The organism is Azospirillum sp. Marseille-Q6669 (assembly GCF_965111635.1).
Genome location: NZ_CBCOOP010000003.1, coordinates 796,166 through 812,895 on the forward strand (window position 1 = coordinate 796,166; position 16,730 = coordinate 812,895).

The 16,730-nt window shown below is 69.3% G+C and carries 16 protein-coding genes; 6 read left to right on the forward strand and 10 right to left on the reverse strand.

Translation table 11 applies throughout. The annotated features are described in order from the left end of the window. Positions 1-27: 27 nt before the first annotated feature. The 6 genes from ACWPXE_RS21085 to ACWPXE_RS21110 form a co-directional block, all read right to left on the reverse strand. Entirely contained in the window at positions 28-1,383 is a 1,356-nt protein-coding gene (locus ACWPXE_RS21085) for a TldD/PmbA family protein (protein WP_454019334.1), read from the reverse strand. Positions 1,384-1,543: 160 nt separating this feature from the next. After that, on the reverse strand, positions 1,544-1,993 hold the full coding sequence (locus tag ACWPXE_RS21090) for a DoxX family protein (RefSeq protein ID WP_454019335.1): 450 nt from the start codon (positions 1,991-1,993) through the stop codon (positions 1,544-1,546). Positions 1,994-2,125: 132 nt separating this feature from the next. After that, entirely contained in the window at positions 2,126-3,250 is a 1,125-nt protein-coding gene (locus ACWPXE_RS21095; RefSeq protein WP_454019336.1) for a DUF3616 domain-containing protein, read from the reverse strand. A 40-nt stretch (positions 3,251-3,290) separates the two neighbouring features. Further along, the gene (locus ACWPXE_RS21100; protein WP_454019337.1) at positions 3,291-4,817 is read right to left on the reverse strand and encodes a UbiD family decarboxylase; all 1,527 of its coding nucleotides are present in this window, start codon (positions 4,815-4,817) and stop codon (positions 3,291-3,293) included. A gap of 100 nt (positions 4,818-4,917) precedes the next feature. After that, complete coding sequence (locus ACWPXE_RS21105) at positions 4,918-5,694, reverse strand: HEAT repeat domain-containing protein (RefSeq protein WP_454019338.1); 777 nt, start codon at positions 5,692-5,694, stop codon at positions 4,918-4,920. Between the two features lie 2 nt (positions 5,695-5,696). Then, positions 5,697-6,356 (reverse strand): class I SAM-dependent methyltransferase, encoded by a 660-nt coding sequence (locus ACWPXE_RS21110; protein WP_454019339.1) that lies wholly within the window; start codon positions 6,354-6,356, stop codon positions 5,697-5,699. A gap of 250 nt (positions 6,357-6,606) precedes the next feature. Between ACWPXE_RS21110 and ACWPXE_RS21115 the strand changes: the two genes are divergently transcribed. Beyond that, entirely contained in the window at positions 6,607-7,338 is a 732-nt protein-coding gene (locus ACWPXE_RS21115; protein WP_454019340.1) for a CHAP domain-containing protein, read from the forward strand. 23 nt (positions 7,339-7,361) lie between these two features. Here ACWPXE_RS21115 and ubiA read toward each other — a convergent pair whose 3' ends face one another. Then, entirely contained in the window at positions 7,362-8,288 is a 927-nt protein-coding gene (gene ubiA, locus ACWPXE_RS21120) for a 4-hydroxybenzoate octaprenyltransferase (RefSeq protein WP_454019341.1), read from the reverse strand. Positions 8,289-8,422: 134 nt separating this feature from the next. On the opposite strand from ubiA, the gene ACWPXE_RS21125 reads away from it, so the two are divergent. Further along, on the forward strand, positions 8,423-9,217 hold the full coding sequence (locus ACWPXE_RS21125) for a 16S rRNA (uracil(1498)-N(3))-methyltransferase (RefSeq protein ID WP_454019342.1): 795 nt from the start codon (positions 8,423-8,425) through the stop codon (positions 9,215-9,217). An 81-nt stretch (positions 9,218-9,298) separates the two neighbouring features. Further along, positions 9,299-10,663 carry a glutamate--cysteine ligase gene (locus ACWPXE_RS21130; protein WP_454019343.1) on the forward strand — a complete coding sequence of 455 codons (1,365 nt, stop codon included), beginning with the start codon at positions 9,299-9,301 and terminating at the stop codon, positions 10,661-10,663. Positions 10,664-10,727: 64 nt separating this feature from the next. Here ACWPXE_RS21130 and ACWPXE_RS21135 read toward each other — a convergent pair whose 3' ends face one another. Further along, positions 10,728-11,882: a pyridoxal phosphate-dependent aminotransferase gene (locus ACWPXE_RS21135; protein ID WP_454019344.1), complete on the reverse strand. Its 1,155-nt coding sequence runs from the start codon at positions 11,880-11,882 to the stop codon at positions 10,728-10,730. Positions 11,883-11,901: 19 nt separating this feature from the next. Next, on the reverse strand, positions 11,902-13,311 hold the full coding sequence (locus ACWPXE_RS21140; RefSeq protein ID WP_454019345.1) for a gamma-glutamyltransferase: 1,410 nt from the start codon (positions 13,309-13,311) through the stop codon (positions 11,902-11,904). On the opposite strand from ACWPXE_RS21140, the gene ACWPXE_RS21145 reads away from it, so the two are divergent. The 3 genes from ACWPXE_RS21145 to ACWPXE_RS21155 all read left to right on the forward strand — a co-directional run bounded on the left by ACWPXE_RS21145 (position 13,280) and on the right by ACWPXE_RS21155 (position 16,127). After that, positions 13,280-14,632, forward strand: coding sequence for a M48 family metalloprotease (locus tag ACWPXE_RS21145; RefSeq protein ID WP_454019346.1), 1,353 nt, complete (start codon positions 13,280-13,282; stop codon positions 14,630-14,632). The two genes, ACWPXE_RS21140 and ACWPXE_RS21145, sit on opposite strands and share 32 nt — an antisense overlap. 107 nt (positions 14,633-14,739) lie before the next feature. Beyond that, complete coding sequence (locus tag ACWPXE_RS21150) at positions 14,740-15,495, forward strand: DsbA family protein (protein WP_237903130.1); 756 nt, start codon at positions 14,740-14,742, stop codon at positions 15,493-15,495. 20 nt (positions 15,496-15,515) lie between these two features. Next, a complete protein-coding gene (locus ACWPXE_RS21155) occupies positions 15,516-16,127 on the forward strand; it encodes an HAD family hydrolase (protein ID WP_454019347.1) in 612 nt (203 codons plus the stop codon). 12 nt (positions 16,128-16,139) lie between these two features. On the opposite strand, the gene greB is transcribed toward ACWPXE_RS21155, so the two are convergent. After that, entirely contained in the window at positions 16,140-16,703 is a 564-nt protein-coding gene (gene greB / locus ACWPXE_RS21160) for a transcription elongation factor GreB (protein ID WP_454019348.1), read from the reverse strand. Positions 16,704-16,730: the final 27 nt, after the last annotated feature.

Genomic DNA, 16,730 nt, shown 5'->3' on the forward strand with positions numbered 1-16,730 from the left:
GGCGCCTTGCGGCGCCTCCCGTTGCGATCACAGGCCGGCGATGGTCAGCCCGTCGATGCGGATGGTCGGGGCGTCCATGCCGAAGCGCAGTTCCAGGTCGCTGGCGGGCTCCAGGTTCAGGAACATCTCCTTCAGATTGCCGGCGATGGTCAGTTCGGTGACCGGATAGGCGATCTGGCCGTTCTCGATCCAATAGCCGGCCGCACCCCGGCTGTAGTCGCCGGTCACCCCGTTGACGCCGGTGCCCATCAGCTCCGTCACGTAGAAGCCGTTGGGGATCTCGGCCAGCAGCTCGTCGCGGCTCTTGGTTCCAGGGGCCATGTAGACGTTGGCCGGGGCCGGACCCGGCGGGCCGGAGGTGCCGCGCGCCGCGTGGCCGGTGGTCGACAGGCCGAGCTGGCGGGCCGAGCGCAGGTCGAGCAGCCACGTTGTCAGGTGTCCGTCCTCGATCAGGTTGCGGCGGGTGGTGGCGATGCCCTCCGCGTCGAAGGGGCGGGAGCGCAGGCCGCGCTTCACATGCGGGTCGTCCACGATGGTGATGCCGGCGGCGAAGATCCGCTGCCCCATCTTGTCCTTGAGGAAGCTGGTGCCCCGCGCGATGCTCGGCCCGCTGATCGAGCCGGTCAGGTGGCCAAGCAGTCCGCGGGAAACGCGCGGATCGAACACCACCGGCACCTTGCAGCTCTTGACCCGGCGCGGGTTCAGACGGCGGATGGCGCGTTCGCCGGCCTCGCGCCCGATCGACGCCGGGTCGCGCAGGTCGGAGCCGTAGACCTTGCTGTCATAGTCGTAGTCGCGTTCCATCCCCGTGCCCGTCCCGGCGAGCACCGAGGCGGAGAGCGACTGCCGCGACACCCCGTAACTGCCGGTGAAGCCGTTGGACGCGGCAATGGCGATGGTGGAGCGGCTCCACCCCGCATCGGCGCCTTCGGAGTTGGTGACGCCCTCGACCGCCAGCGCGGCCTCCTCGGCGATGCGGGCGCGTTCGATCAAAAGCTCCGCCGAGGGCTCCGACGGGTCGCACACGTCGAGGTCGGGGAGGGTGGTGTAGATCTGCTCCGGGTCGGCGAGGCCGCAGAAGGGGTCCTCCGGCACCACGCGGGCCATGGCGACGGCGCGCTCCACCAGCTCGTCCAGCGCCTTGGCGCTGCGGTCGGTGGAGGAGACGATGGCCTGCCGCTTGCCGATGAAGACGCGCAGTCCCAGATCGCCCGACTCGGACCGCTCCAGCTTCTCCGTCTTGCCGAAACGCTGGCTCAGCGACAGGGAGGCGCTGTCGAACAGCACGGCGTCGGCGGAGTCGGCCCCGGCGCCCTTCGCCTTGCGGATCAGATCGTCCAGCAGGGCCAGCACGTCAGGTTGCGAGGTGGTCGAAACGGGCATTACGGTCTCCGCTAGGTCTCCGGCTTGTCTAGCAAATGGGAGCCCGGAGAAGAAGAGGAAGGGGCATATCGCCTCAGGTCCGGTCCGCTCGCCGCACAAATGCGGCGGCGCGCGGGGGCTGGTGCCCGCCCGCGCGCCGCTCGTCATGCTCGCTTCAGGGTCAGGCCAGCCGGCTCTGAAGGGTGTTGCGGCCGGCGGTCGGCAGCTTCAGGGCGAAGGCGCCGTCGCCCAGCAGGGCCTGCACGCCGAGCAGCACCGTCCAGAACACCGGGAACTCCCAGCCGCCGCCCTGGGCCGAGAAGACCCAGCCGTTGCCGGTGTGCTGGAGCGTCGCGCCGATCATGATCGGCAGCAGGGCCAGCGAAATCCAGCGGGTGAAGACACCGGCCACCAGCAGCAGGCCGCCGCCGATCTCGCCGAGGATCACCAGATAGGCGAAGAGGCCGGGGTAGCCGAGGCTCTCGAAGTAACCGACCGTGCCCGCGATGCCGAAGGTAAAGACCTTCAGGATCAGGCCATGGGCGATGAACAGAAGGCCCAGGCTGACGCGCAGCAGGAAGGCGGCGTAGGGGGCGGTGCGGTTGTCGATGGCGGCGGTGTTGGGGTTCATGGCGTGGTCTCCTTGTCTCAGCGTGTGCCCCGCGTCGGGGCCGTTGTCGTCTGAGGCCAAGAATAGCGATGCCCGAAGTTGGGATAATCCGCTTAATCATACACTGATTGTTGCGTTATCGAGAACAAAAGTTCACACCCGGAAGGCGTTGGCCGGATCGTAGCGGGAGGGCAGGGTGAACAGGTCGGCGGTGGTCCCGGCGTCGTGAAGGCGGGCCTTGGACGGGCTGTCATAGACCACCAGAAGGGCGGGCGGGGCGCCGTCGCGGCGGACGCAGGCGATGCCCTCCGCGTGGTCGTCGCCCTTGCCGTACGGGAGGTTCAGCAGAGGAACCAGCCGGTCGCGCGGGATGACGGTTTCGTGGGTGACGGACAGGGCGTCGGTCCAGCGCCACACGGCGACGGGACCGTCGAGATCCATGGTCGGCCCGGCCAGGATCACCAGATCCTCACCGTCGAAGGTCAGTTCGCGGATGCCTAGCCCGTCCAGATCGACGAAATGCTTGCGGTACTTCTCGCCGTTCGGCCCGAGTGGGCGCAGCCGCAGGCGTTCCTCGACGTCCGGATGGTCCTCCACCGCCAGTTCCAGGATGCAGGCCCAGCCGCGCAGCACTGGACCGCGCAGCCCCAGCCAGACCCGGTCGCCATGGGCGGCCAGCCCCTCCACGTCGAAGCCGTTCTCCTTGGCGGGAACCGCGACGAAGCGGGCCAGATGCTCGTCCTCCGCCAGCGCCTTGGTCAGCGCGTTGCCGCCCTTGCGGAACTTCAGGCAACCGGCCGTCCGCTTCCCGTCGCGGCGGACCGGGGTGAAGCGCCCGTCCGCCTCGGTGACCAGGGGGATGCGGCCGAGCAGGAAGCGGTTGGGGTCGCAACGCACCTCGGTCAGCCGCTCCAGCGCCGTCTCGGCGCTGTTCTCCTCGCGCTCCGGCTTCTTGCGGGCCAGCGCGTGGGAGCCGGTGACCCACAGCCAGCCGTCGGCGATGGCCATGCCCTCGATGTCCGCCTCGTCCTTGCCCGGTTCGGTCTCCGGCAGGGCAAGGAAGTCCGCCAAGGAAAAGACGGCGTCCTGTCGGTAGACGGTGCCGCCTTCCTCGGCCGCCAAATGGACGACCTGAGCGCCCTCGTCCGACGCCACGAACAGGTTGCTTCCCGCCCGTTCGGCCACCGACAGGTCCCCGGCGGTTTCGCCGCCGTCGCTGAAGATCAGGCGGACGGTGGCAATGGGGCTGGCGAGGGGATGGGCGGCGTCGCTGGGCATGGCGGGACTCCTTGGAAAAGGCGGGACGTCCCTTAACGCCTCACTTCCAGATCGGGGTCCCGCTGCCCGGAAGACCGTAGGACGCCCATTTGCGCGACACCTCGTCGACCACGCCCTGGTCCATGCGGATCTTCTGGCCCCACTCGCGCTTGGTCTCCGGCGGCCACTTGTTGGTGGCGTCCAGCCCGACCTTGCCGCCCAGGCCCGACTCGGGGCTGGCGAAGTCCAGATAGTCGATGGGGGTGCCCTCGATCACGGTGATGTCGCGGGCCGGGTCCATGCGGGTGCTCATCGCCCACATCACGTCCTTCCAGTTCCGCGCGTCGATGTCGTCGTCCACGACGATCACCCATTTCGTGTACATGAACTGGCGCAGGAAGGACCAGACGCCCATCATCACCCGCTTGGCGTGGCCGGGATAGGCCTTCTTCATGCTGACCACGGCGATCCGGTAGGAGCAGCCTTCCGGCGGCAGCCAGAAATCCACGATCTCCGGAAATTGCTGGGTCAGCAGGGGGATGAAGACCTCGTTCAGCGCCTCGCCCAGCACCGACGGCTCGTCGGGTGGGCGGCCGGTGAAGGTGGACAGGTAGATCGGGTTGCGCCGCATGGTCATCGCCGTGACGGTGAAGACCGGGAAGGGCTCGACCGAGTTGTAATAGCCGGTGTGGTCGCCGTAGGGCCCCTCGTCGGCGTATTCGTCCAGGCTGACATGGCCTTCCAGGATGATCTCGGCCTGGGCGGGCACCTTCAGCGGCACGGTCTTGCAGTCCACCAGCTCGACCTTCTTGCCGCGCAGCAGCCCGGCGAACTGGTATTCCGACAGCGTGTCCGGCACCGGCGTGACGGCGGCCAGGATGGTGCCGGGATCGGCGCCGAGGACCACCGCGCAGGGCAGCGGCTCGCGCTTGCCGCCCAATTTGTTCTGGTGGGCGGCCCAGCGGTGATGGTGCTGCGCGCCGCCGCGGTGCTTCAGCCAGCGCATGATCGTCTTGTTCTTCCCCAGCACCTGCATCCGGTAGATGCCGAGGTTGAAGTCGTCCTCGCGCTTGGCCGTTGGCCCCTTGGTGACGACCAGCGGCCAAGTGATCAGCGGCGCCGGCTCGCCCGGCCAGCAGCTCTGCACCGGCAGGCGGCCGAGGTCGATCTGGTCGCCGGTCAGCACCACCTCCTGGCAGGGGGCGGAGCCGACGGTCTTCGGCTTCATCGACAGCACGGTCTTGGCGAGCGGGATCAGCTCCATCGCCTCGCGGAAGCCGCCCGGCGGCTCCGGCTGCTTCAGGAAGGCCAGCGTCTCGCCGACGCCGCGCAACTCATGCGGCTCACGGTCCATGCCCCAGGCGACGCGCTCCACCGTGCCGAACAGGTTGACCAGCACCGGCATCTCCGAGCGGGTGCCGTCGGCCTTGATGACGTTCTCGAACAGCACCGCCGGGCCGCCTTCGGCGAGCAGGCGGGTTTGGATCTCGGTCATCTCCAGCGCCGTGGACACCGGCTCCCGGACCACCACCAGCCGCCCGGCCTTCTCCAGCCGGTCGATGAAGTCGCGCAACGAGGTGTAGGGCATGGTCGAGGGTCCGTTCGGATGCGATGGGGGCGGATCAAGGGGTAGGGGCGCTTAGCATCGGCCTGGAGAGCGCCGCGTCAAGGGGTGATGAGGTGCCGCCTCACGCGGGTTCCTTCACGCTGCGCAGGGCGCGGCGGACGATGCGGCGGGTGGCGTCCGGGGCGGGACTGTCCGTCTCCCAGCGGGCGCAGAGGGACTGTACCCAGCCGGGCTGGCTCTTCGCCGCGTCGTTCAGCCAGTTGGCGACCGAGTCCTGGACGTAACGCGCGCCGTCCGCCCGCAGCGGGTCGAGGACCGGCAGGCCGCGCGCCGGGTCGGTCTTCAGCGCGCCGATGTGGCCGCACCAGACGCCGCGGGGCCGGGTGGCCTCGCTGGCGAAGCGGCGCAGCCGCTCCGACGGCTCGGCGGTCCACGGCGTGAGGAGAGCCAGCGCCTCGTCGATGGCGGCGGCGATGTGCGGGCGCAGCGCCAGCCACGCCCATTCGCGCACGCCGAAATGCGGGTCGTCGGCGAGCGGGCGAACGCGCTCCAGCCGCTCCGCCAAAGTCAGGCCGTGGGCCGCCGCCAGCGCGTAGCAGGCCCAGCCGCGCACCGTGTCGGATGGGTGGGCAGCCAGCCGTTCCACGGCACCCAGGCCCAGGCGCTCGACGGCCGCGCTTCCCGCCGCCGCCATGCGCCGGGTCACGCCCTCCTTCGGGTCGAAGGAAACAGCACCCGCGGCTTCCGGAACGGCGGCGGCGAGCAGGATGGTGAAATCGATGGCGAGCGATTCGGCCAGCGTGGCGGTCTCGCGCCGGCCCGCGTTCAGGTCGGCCAGCACCTCCGGCGGGATGTCGGCCATCCGGGTGGCGCCCTTGCGCGGGGCGGTCGTGGTCATGCTCAGGCCTCCGGCAGCAGGCGCCAGATCACCGTTTCGCGCATCTCGCGGTCCTCCAGTTCCAGGGAGGTCGGGACGCTGTACTGCGCGACCCGCTCGATTCCGCTGAGCGGGACATAGGCGCGGCCCGGATCGCCCAGCAGGACCAGCGTGCCGGTTGCGGCGATTCCGCGCAGCCAAGCGGTCACCCGGTCGGCCATCGGCTTCTCGTAGCAGACGTCGCCCGCCAGAACGACGTCGATGCCGGGCAGGGGGCGGTCCACCAGATCGGCGCTGACCGCCTTCACATCGACTCCGTTGGACTCGGCGTTCAGGGCGATGGCGGCCAGGGCGAAGCGGTCGATGTCGCAGGACTGCACGCGCGCCGCCCCGGCCATCATCGCGGCGATGCCGACCAGCCCGGTGCCGGCGGCGAAATCCAGCACCGACTTGCCCGCCACCAGCTCCGGCCGGTCGAGCACGAGCCGCGCCACCGCCTGACCCCCCGGCCAAGCAAAGGCCCAATAGGGCGGCGGTACATTGGACTCTTTCAAAGAATCCTCGGTAGCTTCCCACAGCGGTGTGATTTCCGTCGCCAGATGCAGCGCGATCTCGGGCAGCAAAGGAGTCCGTGTTACGACCGTGTTGGAACGGATGAAGTCGATTTGAGAAAAGTTGTTCATAACTGGACTCCCGGCTGGGGCTGCGCGGGCGTGGATGATCTATCCACAACCGGTTTTGGTTACATAATTCAAACGGAGTAGACACACCTGCTGTCCCGTGTTACCCGTTCGAAAGGAGAAAAACAAAGGTCATGGGGTTGATATGCGGTCGAAAGGGATTGCACTCTGCGCATCGTTCGCGGCGTTCATCGCTCTCAGCCCGTTTGTCATATCCAAAGCCCAGGCCCAGGACGGGGATTGCGTCCGCACGGTGCGCTCCATATCGGATTTCGACATCCGGGGCGACGCCTGGACGTGGTGGAACACCGCCGCCAATCAACAATATGAGCGCGACCAGCGTCCGACCCTAGGCTCCGTCCTCGTCTTCAAGCGGTCGCAGCGGCTGGGCCGCGGCCACGTTTCCCTGGTCAGCCACATTGTCGACCGCCGCACCATCGAGGTCGATCACTCCTGGCTCGACGGCCGCGGTCTGCGCCGCAACATGCGTGTGGTCGACGTGTCGCCGCGCAACGATTGGTCCGCCGTCCGCGTCTGGCACGAGCCGTCGGACCAGCTCGGCCTGCGCGTCTACACCACCTATGGCTTCATCCTGCCGGAGGGCGAGGAGGCGGAGATCCGTCAGGCCGACGCCCGGGGTGCCGGCATCGGCAGCACCTTCGCCGTGGCTCCGCAGGGCCGCGCCACGCCCAAGCCCGCCGCCGGGCCGCGCCTGATGGAGGCCTCGCTGAAGGGGCAGGCCGTTGCCGTTCCGGGCCGCAAGCCGCAGGTGTTGACCGCGTCCCTCACCCTCTCCGGCAAGGGCGCCGCCGCGAAGACGGTTCCGCCGCTCCAGACCGCTGCCGTGCTGCCGGCCCGCAAGCCGACCCTGCCGGCTTCCCGGAAGAGTGTCGAGATGGTGGCCTCTACCGAGGGCGTCCGTGCGGTCCTGCCGCCGCGCAAGCCGGGCTCCGCCGACAGCACCGTCGCCGAGCTGACGCGCTAAGCTCCCTCCAAGTCCCCGGCCGCCTAGATCTTTCCGGCCAGGAAGGCCGCCAGCACCAGCCAGCCGAACCAGCGGTTCGACTTGAACTTCTTCAGGCAATCCGTCTGATCGTCGGGGTTCCAGGTCGCCACCTGCCAGGACAGCTGCAGCGCGGCCAGCGAGAGCAGCGGCAGGAACAGCCCGCCCAGCCCGGCCAGACGCCCGGCGATGCCGATCCCCACGAAAGTCAGCGTGTAGAAGCCGTAGATCCAGATCTTGCTCTGGTCGCCCAGCCGCAGGGCGGTGGACTTCACGCCGATTCGTGCGTCGTCCTCCTTGTCCTGGTGGGCGTAGATGGTGTCGTAGCCCAGCGTCCAGACGATCCCCGCGGCGTACAGCGCCAGCGCCGGCCACTCGAACTCGCCTCGCACCGCAGTCCAGCCCATCAGGGCGCCCCAGTTGAAGGTCAGCCCCAGGAAGGCCTGCGGCCACCAAGTGATGCGCTTCATCAGCGGGTAGGTGAAGACCAGGACCAGCGACAGCACTCCCAGCCCGATGGTCAGCGGGTTGAACTGCACCAGCACCGCCAGCCCGATCAGGAGCTGGACGGCGAGGAAGGCCAGCGCCTGTTTCACCGACACCTGCCCGGAGGGAATAGGGCGGGTCCGCGTGCGCTCCACCATGGCGTCGAAGTCGCGGTCGAGGATGTCGTTGACCGTGCAGCCGGCCCCGCGCATCACCACCGCGCCGACCGCGAACAGGCCCATCAGCCAGAGGTCGGGCAGCGGCCCCGACCCGGCCAGCGCGATGCTCCACCAGCCGGGAAACAGCAGCAGCCACGTGCCGATGGGCCGGTCCAGCCGGGCCAGCCGCAGATAGGGACGGACCGCCGCCGGGGCGAAGCGGTCGATCCAATCGCCGCGCCGGATGTCGGTGAATGCGCCGGGAGCGGGGGAGGCAGGGCTGGTCATGGCGGACTCGGGAAGAGAAGTGGAAGAAGCCGGGGGCAAGGTAGCGGCGGGGGTGGGTCCCCGCAAGGCTGGGCCGTTTCCGCCCCGGAGCGTTATCGCTATAGTCGGCGCCGCACACCGGAGACCTTTGCGCCATGTCAGACCAACCGAAGACCCGCCTCTATGTGGACAGCCCCCTCGGCGAGGGGCAGGCGGTGGGGCTCGACCACGAGCGGGCGCATTTCCTGCGCCATGTCCTGCGGCTCGACAAGGGCGATGTCGTGGCCGTCTTCAACGGGCAGGACGGCGAATGGCTGGCCGCCATCGACGGCTTCGGCAAGGGCTGGTGCTCGCTCACCGTGACGGTGCAGCGGCGTCCTCAGGCGGCCGGGCCCGACCTCTGGCTGCTGTTCGCCCCGATCAAGCGCGGGCGCATTGATTTCGTCGCGGAGAAGGCCAGCGAGCTGGGCGTGTCGCGGCTCTGGCCGGTCTTCACCCGCCGCACCGACCCCAACCGCGTCAACACCGACCGGCTGCGCGCCAACGCCATCGAGGCCGCCGAGCAGTCGGAGCGGCTGACCGTGCCGGAGATGGCCGACCCGCTGCCGCTGGACAAGGCGCTGGCCGGCTGGCCGGCCGAACGTACGCTGTACCTGTGCGCCGAAGCCGGGAACGTACGCCCCATCGCGGAGGCCGTCCGCGGCCGTCCGCGCGGCCCCGCCGCCTTCCTGATCGGGCCGGAGGGCGGCTTTGCGCAGTCCGAACTTGACGAAATTTGCAAACTCCCCTTTGTTGTTCCCGTCGGCCTGGGGCCCCGCATTCTCCGGGCCGACACGGCGGTGGTCGCGGCGCTCGCCTGCTGGCAGGCCCTTGCGGGGGACTGGACGGCGGACGGGGGCGACACCCGACCGCCCTTCCGCGCGCCGGCCGACCCCACCGTCGGGGAGTAAGGGCCGCTCGACGCGCCGCTGTTCCGAGGCGGGCCGTTTGACTCGTTGGCCAATTCAGACTTTTTGAAAGCGGGAGCTTCCATGTCCGCACCTCCGCAGACGCGTGGTGAACCGATCACCGACCGCCGCCAACTGGCGGCCTATCTGGAATCCGGCAACAAACCGGCGGACCAGTGGCGCATCGGGACCGAACACGAGAAATTCGCCTACCGCGTCTCCGACCATCGGCCGCTGCCCTACGAGGGGCCGGACGGGATCGGTGAACTGCTGACCCGCCTGCAGCGCTTCGGCTGGGACCCGGTGGAGGAAAAGGGCAACCTGATCGCCCTGACCCAGGGCATGGCGAACATCACGCTGGAGCCGGGCGGGCAGGTGGAACTGTCCGGCGCCCCGCTGGAGACCCTGCACCAGACCTGCGCCGAGGTGCACCGCCACCTCGATCAGGTGAAGGAGATCGGGGGCGAACTGGGCATCGCCATGATGGGCCTCGGCTTCCAGCCGAAGTGGCGTCGCGACGAGATCCCCTGGATGCCCAAGGGCCGCTACAAGATCATGGGCGATTACATGCCCAAGCGCGGCAATCTCGGCCTGGACATGATGATGCGCACCTGCACCGTGCAGGTGAACCTGGATTTCGCGTCGGAAGCCGACATGGTGAAGAAGTTCCGGGTCAGCCTGGCGCTTCAGCCCATCGCCACGGCGCTGTTCGCCAACTCGCCCTTCACCGAGGGCAAGCCGAACGGCTTCCAGAGCTTCCGCAGCCACATCTGGACCGACACCGACCCTGACCGCACCGGCGACCTGCCCTTCGTGTTCGAGGACGGCTTCGGGTTCGAGCGGTACGTGGACTACCTGCTCGACGTGCCGATGTACTTCGTCTACCGCGACGGCGCGTACATCGACGCCTCCGGCCAGTCCTTCCGCGACTTCATGCAGGGCCGCCTGCCGGCGTTGCCGGGCGAGGTCCCGCTGATCACAGACTGGGCCGACCACATGACCACCTCCTTCCCCGAGGTGCGTCTGAAGAAGTATCTGGAGATGCGCGGCGCCGACGGCGGCCCGTGGCGCCGCCTGTGCGCCCTGCCGGCCCTGTGGGTCGGGCTTCTCTACGACACTCAGGCGCTCGACGCCGCCTGGGACCTCGTGAAGGGCTGGACGACGGAGGAGCGCGCCCATCTGCGCGCCGAGGTGCCGCGCCACGCCCTTCGCACCCCCTTCCGCGGCCGCACGGTGCGGGAGGTCGCGCTTGAGGTTCTGGAGATCGCCCGCGGCGGTCTGGCCCGCCGCGCCCGCAACGACAACTGGGGCGACGACGAGGCGCATTTCCTGAACACGCTGCTCGACATCGCCGAATCCGGCCAGACCCCGGCCGACGAGCTTCTGGCGAGGTTCAACGGCCCCTGGGGTGGCAGCGTGGACCCGGTGTTCAAGGAATACGCGTACTGAGACCCTAAAGAAAAAGCCCTCTTCCGGCATCCCGGAAGAGGGCTTTTTCTATTGAAAGGCCGATTTACTTTTTCCAGGCGATCAGCCGCCGGGCCGCCTCGGCGATGGTTTCCTCCGAGCCGGCGAAGCTGAAGCGCACGAAGCGGAGGCCGCGGGCCGGGTCGAAGTCGACGCCGGGGGTGCAGGCGATGCCCGTCTCCGCCAGGATGCGCTTGCAGAAGGCCTCGCTGTCGTCGGTCATCTCCGTCACGTCGGCGTAGATGTAGAAGGCGCCGTCCGCCGGAGCCAGCTTGTCGAAGCCGGCCTTCGGCAGTTCCCTCAGCAGAAGCTCGCGGTTGCGGGCGTAGCGGGCGACGTGGCCGTCCAGTTCCTCGGTGCAGGCGAAGGCGGCGACCGCGGCGGCCTGCGACAGGCTGGGGGCGGAGATGAACAGGTTCTGGGCGAGGCATTCGACCGAGCGGATCAGGTCGTCCGGAACGATCATCCAGCCAAGCCGCCAGCCGGTCATCGAGAAGTATTTGGAGAAGCTGTTCACCACCAGCGCGCTTTCGCTGACCTCGGCGGCGGTCACGGCCTCCGGTCCATAGGTCAGGCCGTGGTAGATCTCGTCGGAGACGAGGCGCACGCCCTTGGCGTCGCACCAGTTCGCGAGCGCGGTCAGCTCCTCCCGGCTCAGCATCGTGCCGGTCGGGTTGGCCGGGCTGGCGACGATCAGGCCCTGGATGGGCGGATCGAGCCGCTCCAGCAGGTCGATGGTCGGCTGGAAGCGGTGCTCCGGACCGGTCGGCAGCTCCACCGGCTCGACCCCGATGGCGGTCAGCGTGTGGCGGTAGGCCGGGTAGCTGGGCGAGGCCATGGCCACCCGGTCACCCGGATCGAAGGCCGCCAGGAAACCGAGCTGGAAGGCCCCGGACGAGCCGGTGGTGACCACCACGCGCCGCTCCGGCACGTCGATCCCGTAACGGTCGCGGTACCAGCCGGCGATGGCCGCCCGCAGCGCCGGGATGCCCAGCGCCCCGGTGTAGCCCAGCACGTCGGCGTCGAGCATGCGGTGGGCGGCCTCCAGCACGCCCTTCGGCGCGCCGGTCGAGGGCTGCCCAACCTCCATGTGCAGGACCTCCAGGCCGGCGGCTTCGCGCTCGGCGGCGGCGCGCATCACTTCCATGACGAAGAAGGGCGGGATGGCGCCCCGTTTGGAGACTTTGGGTGCTTTGCTCATGATTCCAGACTTCTGAACATCAACGCTCGGTTTCGACCAGTATGCCCAGGGCGTGGGCGCGCGGGTCGGCGGCGACCTGGCATTCCTTCCAGCCGCTCTCCATCGAGGTCTGGCAGGTGACGAAGGTGGCCCGGCCCGGCCCGGACGCGGCGCGGCTGACCCGGATGGCGGCGCCCGGCTCCTTGTCCAGCGCGGCGGGCAGGGCGGCGGTCAGCAGGGCGGCGGGAGCGGCGGCGGGGCCGTCGTTGCCGGCGGCGCTGGCCGCCCCGGCGAACTGGGTGCGACCGACGATGGCGTTGGTCAGCAGGGCGGGTGCCCCGAAACCGGCGCCATCCACCCCGCGGGCGGCCAGCAGGCCGGTGCCCGGCACCATGCGGCCGCTACCGAAGGGCGCCCCCATGGTGAAGGAGCAGGCGACCCCGTTCTCCTCATGGTCGATCACGACGAGGCCGGCGCCGGGCGCGGAGGCGCCGTTGCCGGTGGCGCCCAGCGTCTGGGCCACGCGGGCGGCACGCTGATCGGGCGGCAGGTCGGCAGCGGCGTTCCAGGCGGCGGTCAGGGCGGCGCCGTTGTTGGTCTCGGGAAGCTGGGCGAAATGCATCGAGACGATGCCCAGAGGGATCGCCGCGGTGCCGGTCCAGCGCGGCTGGAAACCGCGGACGGTGGTGGGGTCGATGGCGGCGGCCTGCGCCACGGCACCACCCAGCGGCCCACCATACATCGCAGCGATGCCGCTGCGGCGCACCTGCGACAGGCTGGCGGCCAGTTCCGGCTGGCTCAGCGGCGCGCCTTCGGCCAGCGGCGCACCGGCCGGCAGGAAGACGCGGCGGGCCTCCGGGTCGGCGGACAGGCGGGTGGCGGAGTCGGCGAGGTCGCGCGCCAGCGCCCGGCTGACCGGGGTGGAGCGGGCGAGCTGCTCGGCCGGGACCACCGCCTGCTCCCAGCGCATCGCCCCGGTGGAGGCCTGGAGCGCGTAGACGCCGCGCAGGAAGCCGGGCAGGGCGGCGCCACCGACACCGGTGGGACGGGGCAGGAAGTCGAGCGTGCGGGTTTCCTTCCTCGCGGCGTCAAACACCACGCAGACGCCGCCGCCGGTCATCCCGACGCGCGACGGCAGGGTGACGGCCATCGCCATCGCCATCGCGGTGGCGGCGTCGCCGGCCTTGCCGCCTTGGGCGATGATGTCGCGCCCGATCTCCGCCGCGCGCGGCTCGTCGGCCGCGACGAAGCTCTGGGCCGGTGCGCCGGTGCGGTATTTCGTGTTGACGCATCCGCCGACCAGCGATGCGGCTATGGCAATCGCGCCCAACCCTTGCCAGATTCGGCGGGTGGAATGGGGCGCCCGGACCGGCATCTTGACCGGCTGCCCGGTGCCCCGGTGTGCGGAGGAAGTAACGGTGCGCAAGCCCAGCAGGCTGGTTTCGGTCATCGCCATGGTTGCCGTGATGGTTCTGTCGTGGTCGCCGCCCGCGGGCGCGCAGCGGCGCCAGGAAATGCAGTTCCTGAGCGACGCCGAGACGGAACATATCATCCGCGACATGGCGCGGCCAATCTTCCAGGCCGCCGGCATCGATCCGGACGCGGTGAACATCGTCCTGGTCAACGACAACACCATGAACGCCTTCGTCGCCGGCGGGCAGAACATCTTCCTGCACACCGGCCTGCTGCTGGGGCTGGAGGATGCTGGGCAGCTCATCGGCGTGATCGCCCACGAAACCGGCCACATCGCCGGCGGCCATCTGGTCCGCGGGTCGGAGGCGATGGAGAACGCCTTCCTGTCCTCGCTGATCGGCATGGGCATCGGCATCGTCGGTGGCATCGCCGCGGGCAACGCCGGGGCCGGCGCGGCGGGCGTCATGCTGGGCCAGCATCTGGCGGAGCGCAACTTCCTGTCCTTCTCGCGCAGCCAGGAATCCTCGGCCGACCAAGCGGGCCTGTCCTACATGGAGCAGTCCGGCATCTCGGCGGAGGGGCTGGTCACCTTCCTGGAGAAGCTGGGCGCCGCCGACGACCCGCTGCTGGTGGACCGCGACGCCGGCTACCGCCGCACCCACCCGCTGACCCGCGAGCGCATCGAGACGGTGCGCAACTTCGTGGAGCGGTCACGCGCCGGCAGGAAGCCGGTTCCTGCCCAGTGGAACGAGGAGTTCCGCCGCATCCAGGCCAAGCTCTACGCCTATCTCGACCCCAATGGGGCGCTGCGCCGCTACAAGGCGGACGACCCGTCCTTCGTGGCGCGCTACGGCCGGGCCTACGCCTATTTCCGCCGCGGCGAGGTCCGGCAGGCCCTGCCGCTGGTCGACGGGCTGATCGCCCAGGAGCCGAAGAACGCCTTCCTCTATGAGATGAAGGGCGATCTGATGCTGCAGAACGGGCGGGCGGTGGACGCCGCCGCGCCCTACCGCAAGGCGATCGAGCTGGAGCCGGACGCCGGCAGCATCCGCGTCTCGCTGGCCCACTCCCTGATGGAACAGAACGACAGCCGGCTGGCCGACGAGGCGTTGCGCAACCTTCAGGTGGCGTCCAAGACGCAGGCGCAGTCGGCCTTCCTGTGGCGGCTGATGGCCCAGGCCTGGAGCATGAAGGGCAACGCCGGCATGGTCGCCTACGCCACCGCGGAGGAGGCCTTCGCCCGCGGCGACAAGCCGATGGCCCGCTTCCAGGCGGAACGGGCGGAGAAGCTGCTGCCCGCCGGCTCCCCCGGCTGGCTGCGCGCCCAGGACATCCGCGGGCAGGCGGGCGGCAAGTGAGTCTCCCCCGTTCGCGCGGCGCACAGCCGTCTTGCCTGACCCCGCCGTCCCGGTCCACAGTATCGCCCCGAATCGCGCCCTCCAGGCTCCACACGAGAGAGTTCGCCATGACCCGCTTCCGCCCCGCCGCCTTGGCGCTCGCCGCAGCGCTGGCCCTTCCGACGGGGCTGCTGGCCCCCGCCCTCCAGGCGCAGAGCCCGATGGACGACGCCCAGCGCAAGGCCGTCGAAGAGGTCGTGCGCGACTACATCCTGAAGAACCCCGAGATCATCCTGGAGGCCGTGGACTCGCTCCAGAAGCGCCAGAAGATGGCCGAGGAGCAGAAGGCCAAGGCAGCGCTGGCCGACAACAAGGCCGCGCTGTTCCAGAACCCCGCCGATCCGGTGGCCGGCAACCCCAAGGGGGACGTGACGGTGGTCGAGTTCTTCGACTACCAGTGCGGTTACTGCAAGGCCGTGCAAGCCGACACCGAGCGCCTGATCAAGGACGACGGCAAGCTGCGCTTCGTCTTCAAGGAGTTCCCGATCCTCAGCCCGGCCTCGATGACCGCGGCCAAGGCGGCGCTGGCGTCGCGCAGCCAGGGCAAGTATCTGGAATTCCACAACGCCCTGATGGCCCACCGCGGCCAGCTCGACGACGACGTGATCCAGCGGCTGGCCAAGTCGGTCGGGTTGGACACCGACAAGCTGAAGAAGGACATGAACAGCCCCGAGGTGTTGAAGGTCATCGCCGCCAACCAGGCGCTGGCCGAGGAACTGGGCATCCGCGGCACCCCGGCCTTCGTCATCGGCGACGAGCTGGTCCCCGGCGCCATCAAGCTGGACCAGATGAAGGACCTCGTCGCCGCGGCCCGCAAGGGTTGAGGCCGGGGCGGGAATTGACGATGACCAAGCCGACCACCGTCGTCTTCGACATCGGCCAGGTGCTCATCGAATGGGACCCGCGGCATCTCTACCGCGAACTGTTCGACGGGTACGAGGACCTGATGGAGGACTTCCTCGACAACGTCTGCACCCCGGCCTGGAACCTGGAGCAGGACCGCGGTCGCCCGTGGGACGAGGCGGTCGCCGTCCTGACTGCCGAGTTTCCCGACTGCTGCGAGTTGATCCGCGCCTATCACGAGCGGTGGGAGGAGATGGTGCCCGGCCCCATGGCCGGGACCCCGGAGATCCTGATGGAGTTGAGGCAGCGCGGAACGCCGCTTTACTCCATCACCAACTTCTCGTCGGAGAAGCTGGCGCTGACCCGCACGCGCTTCGATTTCCTGAACGTCTTCGACGGGATCATCGTGTCGGGCGACGAGAGGTTGGTGAAGCCGGACCCGGCGATCTTCCAACTCCTGCTCGACCGCTACGGCTTGGCGGCGGCGGACTGCTGTTTCATCGACGACAGCCCCGCCAACGTCGAGGCCGCCCGCGCACTCGGCATGACGGCGCACCGTTTTTCCGGCGCATCCAGCCTGCGCGCCGAACTGGAGGAACTGGGGCTTCTGTAGCCCCAGCCTTCTTCACGCATCGTCGCCCGGATAGCGGATGGCGACGACCTCGATCTGCTCCAGCCCGGCGGGGGTGCGCAGATCCACCACGTCGCCTTCCTGCGCCCTCAGCAGGGCGCGGGCGATGGGCGATATCCAGCTCACACGGGCGCGGTCCATGTCCACCTCGTCGGCGCCGACGATGGTGATGGTGTTTTCTGCTCCATCCTCCCGCGCGTAGGTGACGGTGGCGCCGAAGAACACGCGGTCGCGGTTCTTCTGGAGCGTGGGATCGACCACCTCCGCCGATTCCAGCCGCTTGGTCAGGAAGCGGATGCGCCGGTCGATCTCGCGCAGGCGCTTCTTGCCGTAGATGTAGTCGCCGTTTTCCGAGCGGTCGCCGTTGCCGGCCGCCCAGGACACCACCTCGACCACCTTCGGGCGTTCGACCCGCAGCAGCGAGCGCAGCTCCTCCTGCATGCGCTGGAAGCCTTCGGGCGTCATGTAGTTCTTCACGCCCTTGGGCAAGGGTTTGGGATCGTCGGCCTCGTCGTCGTCGGGGGCGGAGTCGTTCTCCCGGGTGAAGGCCTTGCTCATGGTCGGGACCCTTCGCGGTTTCTGGAA